The sequence below is a fragment of the Streptomyces sp. NBC_01445 genome (genome assembly GCF_035918235.1).
Taxonomy (GTDB): Bacteria; Actinomycetota; Actinomycetes; order Streptomycetales; family Streptomycetaceae; genus Streptomyces.
In genome coordinates, this window is the sequence record NZ_CP109486.1 from 711,868 (window position 1) to 726,139 (window position 14,272).

General features: G+C 68.2%; 14 protein-coding genes and 3 pseudogenes. 9 read left to right on the forward strand and 8 right to left on the reverse strand.

Features of this window, described 5'->3' with window-relative positions; translation table 11 throughout:
- Window positions 1–39: 39 nt before the first annotated feature.
- The 3 genes and pseudogenes from OG574_RS51565 to OG574_RS51575 all read right to left on the reverse strand — a co-directional run bounded on the left by OG574_RS51565 (window position 40) and on the right by OG574_RS51575 (window position 2,339).
- Window positions 40–582, reverse strand: coding sequence for a plasmid pRiA4b ORF-3 family protein (locus OG574_RS51565; protein ID WP_326779276.1), 543 nt, complete (start codon window positions 580–582; stop codon window positions 40–42).
- A 178-nt stretch (window positions 583–760) separates the two neighbouring features.
- Window positions 761–1,045, reverse strand: a complete 285-nt coding sequence (locus OG574_RS51570; RefSeq protein WP_326779277.1) for a ribosomal protein L7/L12 — start codon at window positions 1,043–1,045, stop codon at window positions 761–763.
- 122 nt (window positions 1,046–1,167) lie between these two features.
- A pseudogene (locus OG574_RS51575) lies at window positions 1,168–2,339 on the reverse strand (RNA-guided endonuclease InsQ/TnpB family protein).
- 889 nt (window positions 2,340–3,228) lie between these two features.
- Between OG574_RS51575 and OG574_RS51580 the strand changes: the two are divergent.
- The 3 genes from OG574_RS51580 (at window position 3,229) to OG574_RS51590 (ending at window position 5,082) form a co-directional block, all read left to right on the forward strand.
- Window positions 3,229–3,840, forward strand: coding sequence for a TetR/AcrR family transcriptional regulator (locus tag OG574_RS51580; RefSeq protein WP_326779278.1), 612 nt, complete (start codon window positions 3,229–3,231; stop codon window positions 3,838–3,840).
- A 49-nt stretch (window positions 3,841–3,889) separates the two neighbouring features.
- Entirely contained in the window at window positions 3,890–4,561 is a 672-nt protein-coding gene (locus OG574_RS51585) for an enoyl-CoA hydratase-related protein (RefSeq protein WP_326779279.1), read from the forward strand.
- Window positions 4,562–4,626: 65 nt separating this feature from the next.
- Entirely contained in the window at window positions 4,627–5,082 is a 456-nt protein-coding gene (locus tag OG574_RS51590) for a PaaI family thioesterase (protein WP_326779280.1), read from the forward strand.
- On the opposite strand, the pseudogene OG574_RS51595 reads toward OG574_RS51590, so the two are convergent.
- A pseudogene (locus tag OG574_RS51595) lies at window positions 5,083–5,313 on the reverse strand (Tn3 family transposase); the annotation flags it as partial.
- Window positions 5,314–5,319: 6 nt separating this feature from the next.
- Between OG574_RS51595 and OG574_RS51600 the strand changes: the two are divergent.
- Genes OG574_RS51600 through OG574_RS51610 form a run of 3 tightly spaced genes read left to right on the forward strand, consistent with a single transcriptional unit; the run spans window position 5,320 to window position 6,632 of the window.
- The gene (locus OG574_RS51600; protein WP_326779282.1) at window positions 5,320–5,475 is read left to right on the forward strand and encodes a hypothetical protein; all 156 of its coding nucleotides are present in this window, start codon (window positions 5,320–5,322) and stop codon (window positions 5,473–5,475) included.
- 49 nt (window positions 5,476–5,524) lie between these two features.
- A complete protein-coding gene (locus tag OG574_RS51605) occupies window positions 5,525–5,884 on the forward strand; it encodes a Tn3 family transposase (RefSeq protein WP_326779283.1) in 360 nt (119 codons plus the stop codon).
- 10 nt (window positions 5,885–5,894) lie between these two features.
- Window positions 5,895–6,632, forward strand: coding sequence for a VOC family protein (locus tag OG574_RS51610; RefSeq protein ID WP_326779284.1), 738 nt, complete (start codon window positions 5,895–5,897; stop codon window positions 6,630–6,632).
- A 169-nt stretch (window positions 6,633–6,801) separates the two neighbouring features.
- Here the strand turns inward: OG574_RS51610 and OG574_RS53020 are convergent, their stop codons facing one another.
- Together OG574_RS53020 and OG574_RS51615 are read right to left on the reverse strand one after the other, a co-directional pair.
- Window positions 6,802–6,957 (reverse strand): transposase family protein, encoded by a 156-nt coding sequence (locus tag OG574_RS53020; RefSeq protein WP_442816977.1) that lies wholly within the window; start codon window positions 6,955–6,957, stop codon window positions 6,802–6,804.
- Window positions 6,958–7,234: 277 nt separating this feature from the next.
- Window positions 7,235–7,948: an alpha/beta fold hydrolase gene (locus tag OG574_RS51615; protein ID WP_326779285.1), complete on the reverse strand. Its 714-nt coding sequence runs from the start codon at window positions 7,946–7,948 to the stop codon at window positions 7,235–7,237.
- Between the two features lie 173 nt (window positions 7,949–8,121).
- On the opposite strand from OG574_RS51615, the pseudogene OG574_RS51620 reads away from it, so the two are divergent.
- Window positions 8,122–8,898, forward strand: a pseudogene (locus tag OG574_RS51620) (transposase family protein).
- Between the two features lie 280 nt (window positions 8,899–9,178).
- On the forward strand, window positions 9,179–9,700 hold the full coding sequence (locus tag OG574_RS51625) for a hypothetical protein (protein ID WP_326779286.1): 522 nt from the start codon (window positions 9,179–9,181) through the stop codon (window positions 9,698–9,700).
- Here OG574_RS51625 and OG574_RS53025 read toward each other — a convergent pair.
- Complete coding sequence (locus OG574_RS53025; RefSeq protein ID WP_442816978.1) at window positions 9,681–10,061, reverse strand: transposase; 381 nt, start codon at window positions 10,059–10,061, stop codon at window positions 9,681–9,683. The genes OG574_RS51625 and OG574_RS53025 overlap by 20 nt on opposite strands.
- 78 nt (window positions 10,062–10,139) lie before the next feature.
- Window positions 10,140–11,093, reverse strand: coding sequence for a magnesium transporter CorA family protein (locus OG574_RS51630; protein ID WP_326779287.1), 954 nt, complete (start codon window positions 11,091–11,093; stop codon window positions 10,140–10,142).
- 497 nt (window positions 11,094–11,590) lie between these two features.
- Here OG574_RS51630 and OG574_RS51635 point away from each other — a divergent pair, with 497 nt between their 5' ends.
- Window positions 11,591–13,282 (forward strand): adenosine deaminase family protein, encoded by a 1,692-nt coding sequence (locus OG574_RS51635; RefSeq protein ID WP_326779288.1) that lies wholly within the window; start codon window positions 11,591–11,593, stop codon window positions 13,280–13,282.
- Window positions 13,283–14,272: the final 990 nt, after the last annotated feature.

Consider the following 14,272-nt stretch of genomic DNA (forward strand, 5'->3'; position numbering starts at 1 on the left):
TGGGTCTCTAATGCTGCGCCGCAGAAGTTCCGCCGATGGCTATCGAGCGGTAAGGCGTTTGTTGATGTCCTCGACGTCGAACTGGACAGGGTCGAAGGTGCCGCCGACCCATTCCAGGAGTTCGTCGTGCTCCTCGTGCCCGGGGTCGGTGATGGCCTCGATGAAGTTCGCGTAGCCCCACGGGCCGCCGCAGTCCTCGGGCGGGCAGGCCCGGCGGCCGGTCAGGCATCGGGGGTAGGCCGTTCCCGGTTCCCTGGGCAGGGCCTTCTCCACCTCGATGCGGTGCCCCCAGCCGTCACCGAAGTCATAGGTGTAGCTGATCTTGTCCCCGACGGCGGGCGCCACCGCGTAGAGCGGGACCTTGCGTTCGTCGCGGTGGCCGAGCTCGCTGTCACGGCGCCCGTAGTCGCCGACCGGGGTCTCAAAGAGGTGCATGTGATAGTTCTCCCAGCCCATCGCCCTCTGGATCACCAGGTGCAGGCGGTCGAGTGTGAGGTCGGCCGGAACCTGCAGCCGTCGCCAGATCGGCGGGCGGATGTCGGCCAGGGTGACCTTGATCTGCAGGACGGAGTCAGCAGGCATGGCACGGTTCCTTCACAGCGACGGCGCTCTCGCCCTCAGTCTGGCGGGGTCGCCCCTCGGTGGTGTGAGCACGTACCCGCTCCTCCAACACACACCGATCGTCAGGATCAAGCACCGCGCCCGGTCAACGAGACGGCGCCCATCGGCGGAACTTAGAGGCGGCGGGCGCCACTGCTGGTCAGCTCATCCGCTCCACAGCGTCCTTGGACTCCTTGAGCCCTTCGCCGGTGAGCTGTCGGTACACCTTGATGGCCTCGATCTTCTTGCCCTGCCGGATGAGTTCGTGCACCCGCTCCATGCCGGGTATCTGCGGCACCTCCACACCGAGGTGGCTGATCAGCAGATCCACTTTCTGCTCCAGACGGGCAAGCCGTCGCTCGACACTCACGATCTTCCCCGACGGGGACGACAGAGAGAGCAGGGCAACGAGGACAAGGACAGCGGACAGCAGTACGAATTCCATGCTCGAACCTTATGGCTTCGCGACGGACGCTCTGTCAGTTGTGTCAACTGCCCGGTCGTGGAACGACCGGGTTTGCTGCTCGAGTCATCACTGGCTGTGATGGGTTCGGCTGCGTCCAGTTCTCACGCGATGAGGGTGAGTTCAGGGGCCGTTGACTGAGCCCCGCAGACCCACACCATCCAGCCGCGTTGGCGGATGTTGTGGGACGCGTTGTGGTCTGCGTGCTCAACGAATCCGCAGACCCGGCACGCGAAGCGGGCCTGGGCGGGCCGGTTCGCGCGTTCGGTGTGATGGCACTTCGAGCATTCCTGGCTGGTGTAGGCCGGATCGACGTGCACGACCGGCACCCCGGCCCGCTTCGCCTTGTAGGCGATGAAGGAGCCGAGTTGGGCGAAGGGCCAGGAGTGGAGCGTGGTGCGTTGGGGCTTTCTCAGCCGTGCCCGCTCGCGGATGCCCGTGAGTGTCTCCAGGGCGATCCCGCGACCGGTGCGTTCAGCCTCCGCCACGATCCGCTTCGAAATCTTGTGGTTGATGTCCTTGTTCCGCCGGGCTTCCTTGCCCGCGTGCTTCTTCGCCCGCCGCTTGGCGGACTTGGTGTTCTTCTTCTGCAGCTTGGACCGCAGCTTGCGGTCCTGTTCCCGCTTGCGGTTGATCCGGCGACCGCAATGTCGTCCCCCGTCGGAGGTGACCGCGATGTTCGCGATCCCCAGGTCCACCCCGAGGAACCCGACCGGGTGGGTGTTCGGGGCGGCTTCGGGGATCTCGCAGGTCGCGATCAAGAACCATTTCCCGCCCTGGCACACCAGGTCGGACTCACCCCTGCGGTGCGCGGCCAGGACCTCCAGCTGCTCGGCCTGCCCGGTAAAGGGCACATTCTTCAGCCGTCCGGCCGTGGTCCAGATCGATACCGTGCGTGCCTGGTGCTGCCAGGACAGCATCCGGTCGTCGTACGGCTGAGCCGCCTGGGGCCGGAAGGCCACCGGTTTGCCCGAGGCGCGGGCGTGACGCTCGTGCCGGGCCGCCCGTAGCGGCCGTTACGCAGGTTCGCCTTCAAGGTGGTGTAGGCGTCGCAGGTCTTCTTGATGGCGTGCTGGGCGGCCTGCGCGCCCAGATGCCACCGCTCCCGGATCTCGGCATAGGTGTGCTTGCGGAGCTCAAGCGGACGTCGCGCTTCCTTCTCGAATGCGACGGACGCGGCCCAGGTGGCGGCCTCGTTGCAGGCGTGCAGGGTCGCCTCAAGTGCCGCCGCCTGTACGGGCGTCGGCAGCAGCTTCACCCGCACCACCAGCTTCACGAGCAGCGAACCTACACACCCGGCCGAAGACCCACCACACGTTCGCCCCCGCCCCACCCCAACGAGCGACACCCGCCCCAGCCCTGCCCGCGCACACCGCCGTGGCCCGGCTCCGCCGGAACGCCTCCCGGCCGCTCCGCAGCCGTCATCGCCTACGGCACATCACGGCGACGCTCCGCGTCGCACCCCGTGGCTGCGATTCCTCCCGGGCGTGAACGCCCGGGGCTCCTCGCAAGAATCCGCTGAACACCGTGCCTCACGCCATCATCGCTGGTCGGCGGCAGAGGCCTCCTCTTCGGCAGTGCGGCGGAACTTCCGCGGCGCATCACCAGGATCCCCTCGTGCAGGCATGCAGGGCTCCTCAAGTGCCGCTGCCTGGTGGGGCGTTGGCAGGAGTCTCACCTGCGCGGTCAACTTCACGACCGCGACGTTGCCTGCCGGCTGACGTACCGGCATTCGAACAGCGCACATTCCTCACCGCACACACCCGCCCGGTTTCTTGCGGGCGCTCCGCGACCCGTTGCCGCGTCGATGCCTCGCATCGCCATCACCGGATGCGATTCCTCCCGGGGGCAGACCCCCGGGGTCCTGGCTGATCTTCTTCCAGCCGCAGGTCGTGCCGGCGCTGGTGCAGTGCTCGAAGCCAGGGTTGCTGACATAGACGGTGTTGTTGTCCTGCATCCGCCAAGCCGGGCCGGGATCTCGTGGAAGGTCCCGTGTTCTGGGTGAGCGGGGGCCGAGCACCCAGCCTCACTTTTATATGTTCTATGCTATAAACCATAGAACGCTTTTCGGCCGGTCCGCCGACAGGACCAAAGACCACGTCAACGCGATCTGAGTCGTCTTCCCGCAGATCAGCGGCGGCACGGAGGGCGAGGAAAGAGGCGCGATGAGTCCCCGCAGGAGTGACAGCCGTGAGCGCATGCTGCGCTCCACGATGACCTTGCTGCGCGTGCACGGCGCGAGCGCGACCACCGTCGACCGGGTGCTGGCGGACAGCGGTGCCCCGCGCGGCTCGGTCTACCACCACTTCCCCGGCGGTCGGACCCAGATGGTCGAGGAGGCGGTTGCCCTCGGCGGGGACCTGGTGACCGGCATGATCGAGACCCTCGCGCAGGCCGAAGACCCGGTCCGAGCGGTGGACGATTTCTTCGCCCGCTGGCGCAGCCAGGTGGAGGACAGCGGTTTCCGGTCCGGTTGCCCGATCGTCGCGGTGGCCGTGGAGACCAACGACGACGCACCCCAGCTCGCCCGCTCCGCAGGCCAGGCCTTCGCCCGCTGGCAGAAGGCGTTCACCGCCCTCCTGCGGGGGCATGGCCTGTCCGAGGAGCGCAGCCGCCGCCTGGCCGCCCTGATCGTGGCCGCGGAGGAGGGCGCTGTGGTGCTGTGCCGGGCCCAGCAGAGCACCGCCCCGATGGAGGACGCGGCCGCCGAGATCCACGAACTGCTCGTCCAGGCCCTCTCCGACCGGCCCGAAACCGGCGACGGTACCCGTCCGTGACCCGTCGCAACGCCGACCGCACCGACCGACCCATTTCAAAGGAGCCGCCATGCCCACGCTGGAACGCCACGACGACGTCTTCATCCTCGATCTCGGCGATGGGGAGAACCGCTTCCACCCCGACTGGATCGCCGCCTTCGACACCGCCCTGGACGAAGTAGAGAAGGCCGAGGGACCGCGCGCCCTGGTCACCGTCGCAACCGGCAAGTTCTACTCCAACGGACTGGACCTGGACTGGCTCTCCGCCCACGCCGAGCAGCACCAGGACTACGTCGTCTCCGTCCAGCGGGTCTTCGCCCGCCTGCTCTCCTTGCCCGTGATCACCGTGGCCGCCGTCCAGGGACACGCCTTCGCCGCCGGAGCGATGCTCACCCTCGCCCACGACTTCCGGGTGATGCGCACCGACCGCGGTTTCTGGTGCCTGCCCGAGGTCGACATCAACATTCCCTTCACTCGCGGCATGGCCGCCCTCATCCAGGCCCGCCTCGCCCCGCAGACCGCACACGAGGCCATGCTCACCGGCGGCCGCTACGGCGGCACCGATGCGGCAGCCGCCGGCATCGTCGACCAGGCCGTCGCCGAGGACGCCGTCCGCACCACCGCCGTGGAACTCGCCCGCACCAACGCGGGCAAGGCCGGCGACACCCTGGCCACCATCAAGGCCCGGATGTACGCGCCCGCCCTGGCCGCCCTGCGCGACACGGACAGCCCGCTCGCCTGACCCGCCCTTCGAAACCCGACCGCCGCACCCCCGCAGCGCTCCAGCCCATCAAGGAGACCACGACCATGACGACCACCGACCCCGCCGCCTTGACCGGCCTGGAACTGATGCGCTGGGTGCAGAGCACGAACAGCGACGACATCCCCTCCATACGCCGCCTGATCGGCATGCGCGTCGACGATGTCGATCATGGGCGCGTCGTCATGTCCCTCAAGACCCGTCCCGACTTCACCAACCCCCTCGGCACCGTCCACGGCGGCATCGCCGCCACCCTCCTCGACTCGGTCATGGGTTGTGCCGTCCACACCACCCTGCCCGCCGGGGTCGGCTACACCACCCTCGAACTCAAGGTCAACTACATCCGCGCCTCCCACGTCAACGGCCAGAAACTCACCGCCAGCGGCACCGTCATTCACGCCGGTCGCCGCACCGCCACCGCTGAAGGCAAGGTGGTGGACGACAACGGCAAGCTCATCGCCCACGCCACCACCACCTGCCTCATCCTCCAGCCAGCCGAGTGATCAGTACGCGGCGTCCTCCTCGGCGGCATCCGGGTCCCGGAGGGGGCGCAGTCCCTGGCCGCGGCCACTGGCCAGGGTGCTGAACAGACAGCGGCCCAGGAAGTTGACGTGCCGGTCCTTGAGCGGAGAGAGCCGGGCTACATCCTCGTCCTTGATGCCGTTTCCCTCGGCGCGGAGCTGGGCGACAGCGGCGTCCAGGTAGCGGGCGTTCCACAGGACCATGGCGTTGAGGCCCCGGTGTCCTGGCTCAGACACCTGCTGGCCCTCTTCGCCCTGGGCACGCACATAGGCATCCGCGGCATCGTGGCGACCGGGGAGCACGGCGAGAGCGAAGCCGCGCTGCGGCACGTGCGCCGGCACTTCATCACCGTCGCAACCTCCGCGCCGCGGTGACGAAGCTCGTCCGCCACTTTCGCCGCCCGCGGCACCGCGTGGTGGGGCCATGGGGAACGAGTGCGCCTCGGACTCGAAGAAGCTCTGCTCCTGGTCCTCGAACTTCATGACCGAGTACCACGCCCGCTACGACGGCAACGACGGCAACGACGTGATGATCTACTGGCACGTCGAGCGGAAGAACATCTACATCTACTCCCAGCTCAGGTCCTGCTCGTCGTCCGAGGTTGCGACGGTGATCGAGGGCCTACTACGGCACCGCACGGACGCCGACATCGAGTCCAACTACGTTGATACGCACGGCGCGAGCATCGTCGGGTTCACCTTCACCGAGTTACTCAACTTCCGCCTGCTGCCGGGCAGCATGGACATCAGCAACGACGGATGGTCGTCACAGGGCAACCCTTAGGGTATGCGGCATGACGCTGCAACTTGTTCAGGTGAACTTCAAGGCCCGGGACGACTCGGCGCTTGGCCGGTTCTGGGCGGAGGTGCTCGGCTGGGGTGTTTCCAGCGAAGGGCCCGGAGTCACCAACCTGGAACCCGAGGGCTTCGACTGGCCGGACCCATCCGCCGTCTGCGTCGACCTGGTCCGCGTCCCGGACCCGGAGACGGTGAAGTACCGCGTGCACATCGAGCTCGCCACCACTTCCGACGCCCATCAGGCGGAGTTGGTCGCACGCCTGAAGGAGCTCGGGGCGACGACCGCCGATGTGGGCCAGGGCGAAGTGCCGTGGACGGTGATGGCCGACCCGGAAGGCAACGTGTTCAGCGTTCTGGAGCCCCGAGAGCTCTACCGGGACACCGGGCCGATAGCCGCCGTGGTCGTCGACTGCGCCGACCCACGGGCCATGGTCCGGTTCTGGGGCGAGGCAGTCGACTGGACCGTCCACGAACTGACCGACGACCGCGCCCTGCTGCGCTCCGTCAAGGGCGTCGGACCGTACCTGGAGTTCCGCCGCACGCCGGACGACAACGTCGTATCGAACCGCATCCATCTCGACGTGATGTCCAACCCTGTCGAGGATCAGGCGAGGGAGGTCACCCGGCTCGAAGGTCTCGGCGCGACACGGGCCGACGTGGGTCAGGGTGACGTCTCCTGGGTCGTCCTGGCTGACCCTGAGGGCAACGAGTTCTGCGTCCTCGGCCGGGGCTGACGCGGAGCTCCGCCCGCTCCCTCATGGCGGTGCGGTGCGGTGCGGCAGTGCGCGGCGCTGACGATCGCGGCGGGCCTTCCGCGTGCTGGTCGCCGCGACTTCGATGACCTCTCGCATCTGCGCCACCATGGCGGACAACACGTTCTCATCGACCTCGCTGCCGCCCAGCTCACGTAGCCACGCAATGGCGCCCTGCTGCTCCGAAACCTCGGTCGCCGAGCAGCGGCCGGAGTTCCCCAATGGCCTCGGTGATTGTGGAGCGGGCCACCCCGTACAGTTCCGCGGGCGCGGCGTGCGGGAGCTGGGTGCGCAGATGGACCAGCATGACCAGCAACCCGGTCGGTAAACACCAGTTCGTACTTGCGCCCGGCCCCGGCCTGCCGGCGGCGCTCACCACCACGGCGCTCACCACCACGGCGGTCACGCAGCGTGGACTCACGTCGCACCTGCCACGGTGCGGCCAACTCCTCGATCAGAGCGCCGAGTTGTGCACGGGAGAGGCCGGTGAAGGCAGGATGGGACAAGGCCGCACGGGCCCAGTTCTTGGTCACACTCGAAGAACCCGCGCGGCCTCCTTCACGTCACGGCCTGTGACATCGCCCTCATGGTTGACGGGCGGGGTCGGGGTCCTCGTCCGACAAGAGGAACGCCGAAACCGCCTCGGCGAACGCCTTGGGCGCTGCATGGTGGATCAGGTGTCCGACCGGGATGGTGACCATGTGTCCCCCGGGGATGCGGCGGGCCAGCTCGGCGATGCCGTCCTGGGGGACATGGCTGCGTGGACCGCCGGCCACAACGAGAGTCTCGGCTGTGATCTGGCTGAGCCGCTCCAGCCACCTCGGGTCAGGCAGGTCGATCTGCCTCCTGACGGCCAGCACCATCTCCCAGTCGAAGGCCAGGTCGCCGTCCGGCCGGGTCGGTGTGGTCGGCTCCCGGGGACGCGGAACCGGAACGTCCTCCAGGACGAGCCGACTCACCCGCTGCGGATGCTCCTCCGCGAGCAGGTAGGCCACGATCCCACCCATGGAGTGCCCAATCAGGTCCACCCGGCCAAGCCCCAGTGCCTCCAGGAACCGGAGCACATCGGTCTGCATGAGTTCGAGGGAGTACTTCCCTGGCCAATCGCTTTGGCCGTGACCGCGAAGATCGAGAGCGTAAACCCGTCGGCTGCGGGCGAGGGCAGGTGCCACCATGTCCCAGTCGGTGGCGTCCTCGCCCAACGCATGCACCAGGACGAGCGGGGCACCGTCCAGCGGACCCGACACCTGATAGGCCAGCCGGATGCCTGCCACGTCGACCGAGTGATGATCAACCATGTCCGGAGGATATGCGCGGAGGTACTGGCGGAGGTCCGGTGTTCACCAGCGGCCGAACCCAGCTACCTGTCAGCACCTCGGATCCTCCACACACTCCTGGCCCCGATCTCCAATACCCGACTACGTCGTAGAGCTGTCCCGTGACGCCTGGCCACGGGCGAGATGATCTTGGTGTGACTGGTGTGATCACGGTGTCGAAGCCGTCCTGGATAGCCCCGTTCACCGGGCTGAGCCCGCTCTGCTTCGGCAAGTTGGTGACCTTAGTGCGCCGCGAGACCGCGGGATGAGGCGCGGCGGGGACGTCCGTGAAGTCTGCCCCTGGAGGACCGGGTTCGTTCTGCTGGTCACGGCTTGCTGGCGCACGAACTTGACGCTGCGCCAGCTCGCCCCGCTCTTCGGCGTCTCCAAGTCGACTGTCGACCGGATCATCGATCGCCTCGGCCCCAAGCTCGCGCTCCAGCCACGCAAGCGGTTCACGAAGGACACCGTGCTTGCTCATCGCGGACTGCACCCTCGTACCCACCCGCGACCACACGGTGGCCGAGCGGTCGAAGAACCACCGCTACTCGACCAACCACCAGGTCGTCATCGACGCCGACACCCGTCTCGTCGTTCTGGTCGGCCGGCCGCTGCCCGGCACCCGCAACGGCTGCAAGGCGTGAGGCGAGTCCGGCGCGAAGGACGCCGTAGACGCGACGATGACCATCGCGGACGGCGGATATCCCGGCACCGGTCTGGTGATGCCGCATCGCCGCGCGAAAGGTCAGGCCGAACTCCCGGACTGGAAGCAGGAACACAACCACTCGCACAAGCGAGTTCGCGCACGCGTTGAACACGTCGTCGCCCGCACAAAGGTGGAAGACCCTGCGCGACCGCGCCTCAAGGGCGATGCTGTGCACCAAGTGATGCTCGGCATCGCGCGCCTGCACAACCTCTCTCTGGCGGGCTGAGCGAACCACTGGCCCTCGGGCATCCGTGTCCCCGGCTCAGCGAAGATCGTTTACGGGACAACCCTTAGCTGATCTCCTTCCAGCCGCAGGTCGTGCTGGCTCAGGTGCAGTGCTCGAAGCCAGGGTTGCTGACACAGACGGTGTCGTTCTTTCGTGCCGAGTTGGTCCGACTGGTCGGATCTTCCGGTGGGTCGCGCCGGGACGTTCCGGGCAGCGGCAGAGCCGAGGTTATGAATGCGCCACCTGACCATCCATGAGCATCAACATCAGGAGCCACACAATGCGCCCCATCAGAGCAGCCTGCCTCGGCACCGCCACTGCGCTGGTCACCCTCCTCGCCACCGCCCCTGTCGCGGCCGCCGCCACGGACACCGATTCCGCCCACGCCAAGGGCAGGGACCGTGTCATCACAGTCATCGGCCACCTCGCGCAACAGACCCGCTTCCCCGTCAACCCCGGCGGCGCCCCCGCCCAGGGCGATCGGACCGTCTTCCGCTCGATCCTCTTCGACAAGGACGACAAAAAGCAGGTCGGCGAGACCAACGGCACCTGCACCACGACCCTGGCCGAAAAGAACGGCGGAGCGGAGGAGTGCGTCGTGACCTACAACCTCCCGGGCGGCCAGCTCACCGTGCAGGGGATGGTCTTCGGCATCCTCACCGACGGCCTCCCGACGCTCCCTCCCCCCTCGTTCGACAACGCGATCACCGGCGGCACCGGGAAATTCGACCGGGCTCGTGGCTCGGTCCACGCCGACACGATCGGGACGGGCAAGAGGCGCTTCACGATCGACCTCGACTGACTGACCCTGCCCCCGCCCGGTGAGAAGGCTGGCCCGTCCACAGCACGGCCCACCGGCTCGATTGGTCCCACTGGCGACGCCGCCACCAGCATGCGTATCGGGGTGTGGCGTTAGTACGGCCGGGCGAAGAGCCCCCGGTGAAGGGCGCGTCGGTGTACGCGGTGGCCGGCCGAGGACGGTTCCGACGCCGCCGGCCGGTCTTCCGCGTCCTGAACCGTTCCGGCAGATCACGCCAGTGGACCTCGGTCCTCACCCGGTGCAATATCCCGTCGATTGCCTGTCGGCGATTCCGCAAGCGGCCCCAACGCCCGTTGCTGACAGACAAGAAGGGCTGCAGCCGCTCCCCCTCGGCATCGCTCAGATCACCCCGTTCATGTCCACATCAACAACACGGGAGCAAGGTGGCCACACGAGCGGCCGCACGGTCCCAGTCCTTGTCCTAGTCCTCGTCCCGCAGCCGCCGCCAGATGCGGGTGCGGTGCAGTACGTAGAAGGCCACGAACAGGACGGCCACCTGAAGCCCCACGGCGAGCAGCCAGAAGACGACCTTGCTCTCCAGTTCGTCGGTCAGGTAGGTGAAGTTCATACCGAAGAATCCGCTCAGGAACGTCAGCGGCAGGAAGATCGTCGACACGATGGCCAGCCGGTTGATCACGCCGTTCTGCTCGCCCGCGGCGAGGGAGGAGTAGCTGGCGAAAGCACGACGGGAGGCATCCTGGAGGGACTCGATATTCGCCAGGACCAGCCTCGCCGCGTGGCTGAACTCCTGGGCGAGTCTTTGCCGCTCCTCCGGGAAGCTGGGGTTCAGCATCCGGCGGGTGAAGACCTCGTCCACCACCTGAAGGTAGGGAAGCAGCGAGTGGTGCAGGAGGGCGGAGCGCCGTCGCAGCATTGACAGGCGGTAGATCTGCTCGGGGCGCCGTTCCTGGAACATGTCGTCCTCGAGTTCCTCCACCAGCAGCAGGTCCTGCACGGCGGCCCGGCGGAAGGTCGCCAGCGCCTCCTGGAGCAGCAGGAAGAGCACGGCCACGATGTCGGGGGGCCTCTCGTGCCGGAGCTGCGCGGAGATGTTCGACGCCAGGCCCGCCCGGCCGTGGTGAACGGTGACCAGGAACTGCTCGGTCACCAGCGCGTGGATGTAAGCGACCTGGTCGTCGTGGATCACGGGGACGACGAAGCCGGCCTTGTGCCCCAGGAAATCGGCCCGCGCAGGCTCGTCCTTCCTGCCGAGCCAGTCCAGGTCGTCAGCCTCCAGACCGAGCTGACGGGCCACAGACTCGCCATCTGCCGGCGCTTCTTCCGGCAGCTCGACGTCGACGATCAGAAAGCGGGCCGCGGCGAGCCGCTCACGTGCCTCAGCCATGTCCGTACGGGTGACGGTCACCTCTGGCATTGACACCATCGTTACGATCATGGCCCTCACCGTTGGTTACGACTCCGAGGGTCCCAGCGTGAGTGCGGTCCGGTATCTCCGCACTCGGACACAGTCATGTGCGGCACCGTGCCGACCGGACGAGTGACGAGATCACTCGCAGGTGGGGACGAGGGGGCCTGCACCGCTTGCTGCCTGAAGCGGACCTGACGTCCACGTGACAGCACGTAGGGCTGTCGGCCCGTGCACGCCCAGCCGGCCCGCGGGGGCGTGAGCGCCGGCCTGGAGCTGGTGCGTCAGCTCATGCGTGCCCTAGGCGTGGTGCCCTGCCGGCCGAAGCCCGAACGGTGGTCGCCGACTCGGACCGCGGCCGACGGCGTGCCCGACCCGGTCGGCCTTGACTTCACGGCCCGACGCTCCCGGCGAGAGGCCGGTCGACGGCATCACTTGCGGCGCCCGGGTGACATGTGGCATGTCGGGCATTTGCCCCTCGCTCCGGTTGCCAGAAGATGCAAGGCATGCTTCCCTCCGTCCCGTCCTTCGCGCCGCGCCGCAGCGCCCGGCTCGCGCCGGTCCTGAGTGCCGCACTGGTACTCGCCCTGACATCCACTCAGCCGGCTCAGGCCGCCGCGGAGGACGACACCAGCGGACCCACGCACGCCGAGGCGCGCGTCTCGGCATACCTGCGAGGCGTACGCGACCGCCCCGAAAAGCTGGCCGCCTTCTTCAGGGCCCTGCCCAAGGGCGCAGACCTCCACAATCACCTTTCGGGCGCGGCGACCACCGAACTGCTGCTGCGCATCGCCGTCGAGGCCGAATACTGCATCGACACGACCACCCTCACCGCGAGCGCGCCGCCCTGCACGGAAAACACCCGCCCCGCGGCCGACACCCTCACCGACCCCGCCTTCCGGAGTCAGGTCATCCGAGCCTGGTCCATGCAGGACTTCACGCCCAACCAGGGCGAGAGCAGTCACGACCACTTCTTCGCCACCTTCGGAAAGTTCGGCGCGGTCAGCGGACTCCATCCCGGACGGCTGCTGGCCCAGGCGGCCACCTCGGCCGCGAAGCAGCACCAGTTCTACCTCGAGACCATGTGGACGCCCGCCTGGTACGCCGCCGACGCCCTTGCCACCAAGGTCGGGTACCACAGTGGCCTGGCCCTGATGCGCGACATGATGCTGGCCGACGGCGGCATGGACGCCGTCGTCCAAGAGGCGAAGAGCGAGACGGACTCGATGATCGAGGAGTTCCGTACCGCCGCGCACTGCGACACCGACCACCCCGACGCCGGGTGCGCACTGCCAGTACGGTTCATCGCCCAGGTCGACCGGGGCGGACCGCCCGAGCTGGTCTTCGCCCAGATGCTGCTCGGCGTGGAACTGGCCCGGCGCGACCCCCGCTTCGTCTCGCTGAACCTCGTGGGCCCCGAAGAGAATCCGGTGTCGGTCGCCGACTACCGCCTCCACATGCGCATGCTGAACTACCTGCGCGGTGTGTACCCCGACGTTCCCCTCACCCTGCACGCGGGAGAACTCGTACCCGGCCTGGTCAAGCCCGAGGACCTGCGCTTCCACATCCGCGACGCCGTGCTCACCGCCCGCTCCGACCGCATCGGCCACGGCGTCGACATCCGCCGCGAGGACGACTACCGGGAACTGCTGCGCCTGATGGCACGCCGGCATGTGCTTGTGGAGGTCCCGCTCACCAGCAACGCGCAGGTCCTGGGTGTCACGGGCCCGGCTCACCCCTTCCCGCTGTACCGGGCGAACCACGTTCCGGTCGCCCTGGCCACCGACGACCAAGGCGTCGAGCGAACCGACATCAGCCGCGAGTACCAACGAGCCGCACTCACCTACCGGCTGGACTACCCGGTGCTGAAGGATCTGGCCCGCACCTCCCTGGAGTACGGCTTCCTGGAGGGCCGCAGCCTGTGGCGCGACCGCAACGGCCACCGGGCCGTCCCCGAGTGCGCCGGAGACCGCCTCGGCGACCCGACCCCCGGCAACCGGTGCACCCACTTCCTCGCCTCCAGCGCCAAGGCCACAGTGCAGTGGAAACAGGAAGACGCCTTCCGCGCCTTTGAACGCACCTTCGCCGCCGGAGCGCCCCAGGCCGCATCCCGTATCCCGCACCACCAACACGCGCGCCGAGCCCACGATGATCCGGCACCCTCGCGACGCACCAGCACATCTGCTCTGATCGCCTGACGCCCCGTCCGGGAACTTCCCCGGACCCACAGCCCAACTGGTTCACGAGCCGCGAAAGGACCGGACAGCGCTCGGGGGACGCCCGCGCCCTCACCTGGCCCGCTGCTCCCCCGTACTCGCAGGGCCGCTGTCCCAGCAGCGCATTCGCTCCGGACGGCGGCCCCTGGCATCGCGAGCGGGCTCTCGGCTGCCGCGCGGTGCGCAGCCGAGAGCCCGCTCGCGTGTTACGGCCCGGCGGTTGGCGGTGCTGGACCGGCGGTTGGCGGTGCTGGACCGGCGGTTGGCGGTGCTGGAGGGGGCGCTGTGTCCGGAGTGCTGTCGGGGGGCTGCGACTCCCAGGAGCGCCCGGTGCCAGGAGCGGGCGTGACGTACTGCTCTTCCACCGTGGGGCGGGTCGTCCACCACATCACGGCCACCAGACCAACGGCGCACGCGCCACCGACGAGCAGCCCCACGGTGGGGCGTCCCGGTGAGCGCACAAGGCGCAGGCCCAGCCATCCGACGCAGGCTCCTGCGAACATCGCGATCGTCGAGGTGAGATCGCCGTTCCTGTAAGTGACAGGCAGGGCTTCATAGTTGGTGAACAACACCAAGAGCGTCGCGTAGAGGACCGCGATGACCGCGCACAGTCCTTCGAGCAGCCGCAACACTCGTCGGCCTCCGCTCATGCCGACCTCCCTTCCCCGGGCCAACCGTAAGGGAATCAGCTGGCAGGCGGTACGGACGGCTGGGCCTGGACGTTCTCGGATACCCGCCCGGCTGCGGCCGGGTTCGCGTGCCCCAGCGGGCAAGAGACGGGCCGGCAGCACCCAGCGCCGCGAAGAACGACGCCAGCAGCAGCCGGCACGCCGTCTCGAGGCCGAGCACCACCGTAGTGAGGATCGCGAAACCTCGGCCAAGTCCGGGAAGTCGCCTAGCTTCTGGTAGCTCGTCAGCGGGCTCTTGTGAGGAATCCCGGGGGGTCACCCCCGGGAGGAGTCGCATACGGTG

What these genes read in the sequence shown, in the direction of transcription:
- OG574_RS51570 (WP_326779277.1), bottom strand. Translation starts at nt 1,045, where the DNA reads ATGGAATTCGTACTGCTGTCCGCTGTCCTTGTCCTCGTTGCCCTGCTC.
- OG574_RS51585 (WP_326779279.1), top strand. Translation starts at nt 3,890, where the DNA reads ATGCCCACGCTGGAACGCCACGACGACGTCTTCATCCTCGATCTCGGC.
- OG574_RS51615 (WP_326779285.1), bottom strand. Translation starts at nt 7,948, where the DNA reads ATGGTTGATCATCACTCGGTCGACGTGGCAGGCATCCGGCTGGCCTAT.
- OG574_RS51590 (WP_326779280.1), top strand. Translation starts at nt 4,627, where the DNA reads ATGACGACCACCGACCCCGCCGCCTTGACCGGCCTGGAACTGATGCGC.
- OG574_RS51605 (WP_326779283.1), top strand. Translation starts at nt 5,525, where the DNA reads ATGGGGAACGAGTGCGCCTCGGACTCGAAGAAGCTCTGCTCCTGGTCC.
- OG574_RS51630 (WP_326779287.1), bottom strand. Translation starts at nt 11,093, where the DNA reads ATGCCAGAGGTGACCGTCACCCGTACGGACATGGCTGAGGCACGTGAG.
- OG574_RS51635 (WP_326779288.1), top strand. Translation starts at nt 11,591, where the DNA reads ATGCTTCCCTCCGTCCCGTCCTTCGCGCCGCGCCGCAGCGCCCGGCTC.
- OG574_RS51610 (WP_326779284.1), top strand. Translation starts at nt 5,895, where the DNA reads ATGACGCTGCAACTTGTTCAGGTGAACTTCAAGGCCCGGGACGACTCG.
- OG574_RS53020 (WP_442816977.1), bottom strand. Translation starts at nt 6,957, where the DNA reads ATGCTGGTCCATCTGCGCACCCAGCTCCCGCACGCCGCGCCCGCGGAA.
- OG574_RS51625 (WP_326779286.1), top strand. Translation starts at nt 9,179, where the DNA reads ATGCGCCCCATCAGAGCAGCCTGCCTCGGCACCGCCACTGCGCTGGTC.
- OG574_RS51565 (WP_326779276.1), bottom strand. Translation starts at nt 582, where the DNA reads ATGCCTGCTGACTCCGTCCTGCAGATCAAGGTCACCCTGGCCGACATC.
- OG574_RS51580 (WP_326779278.1), top strand. Translation starts at nt 3,229, where the DNA reads ATGAGTCCCCGCAGGAGTGACAGCCGTGAGCGCATGCTGCGCTCCACG.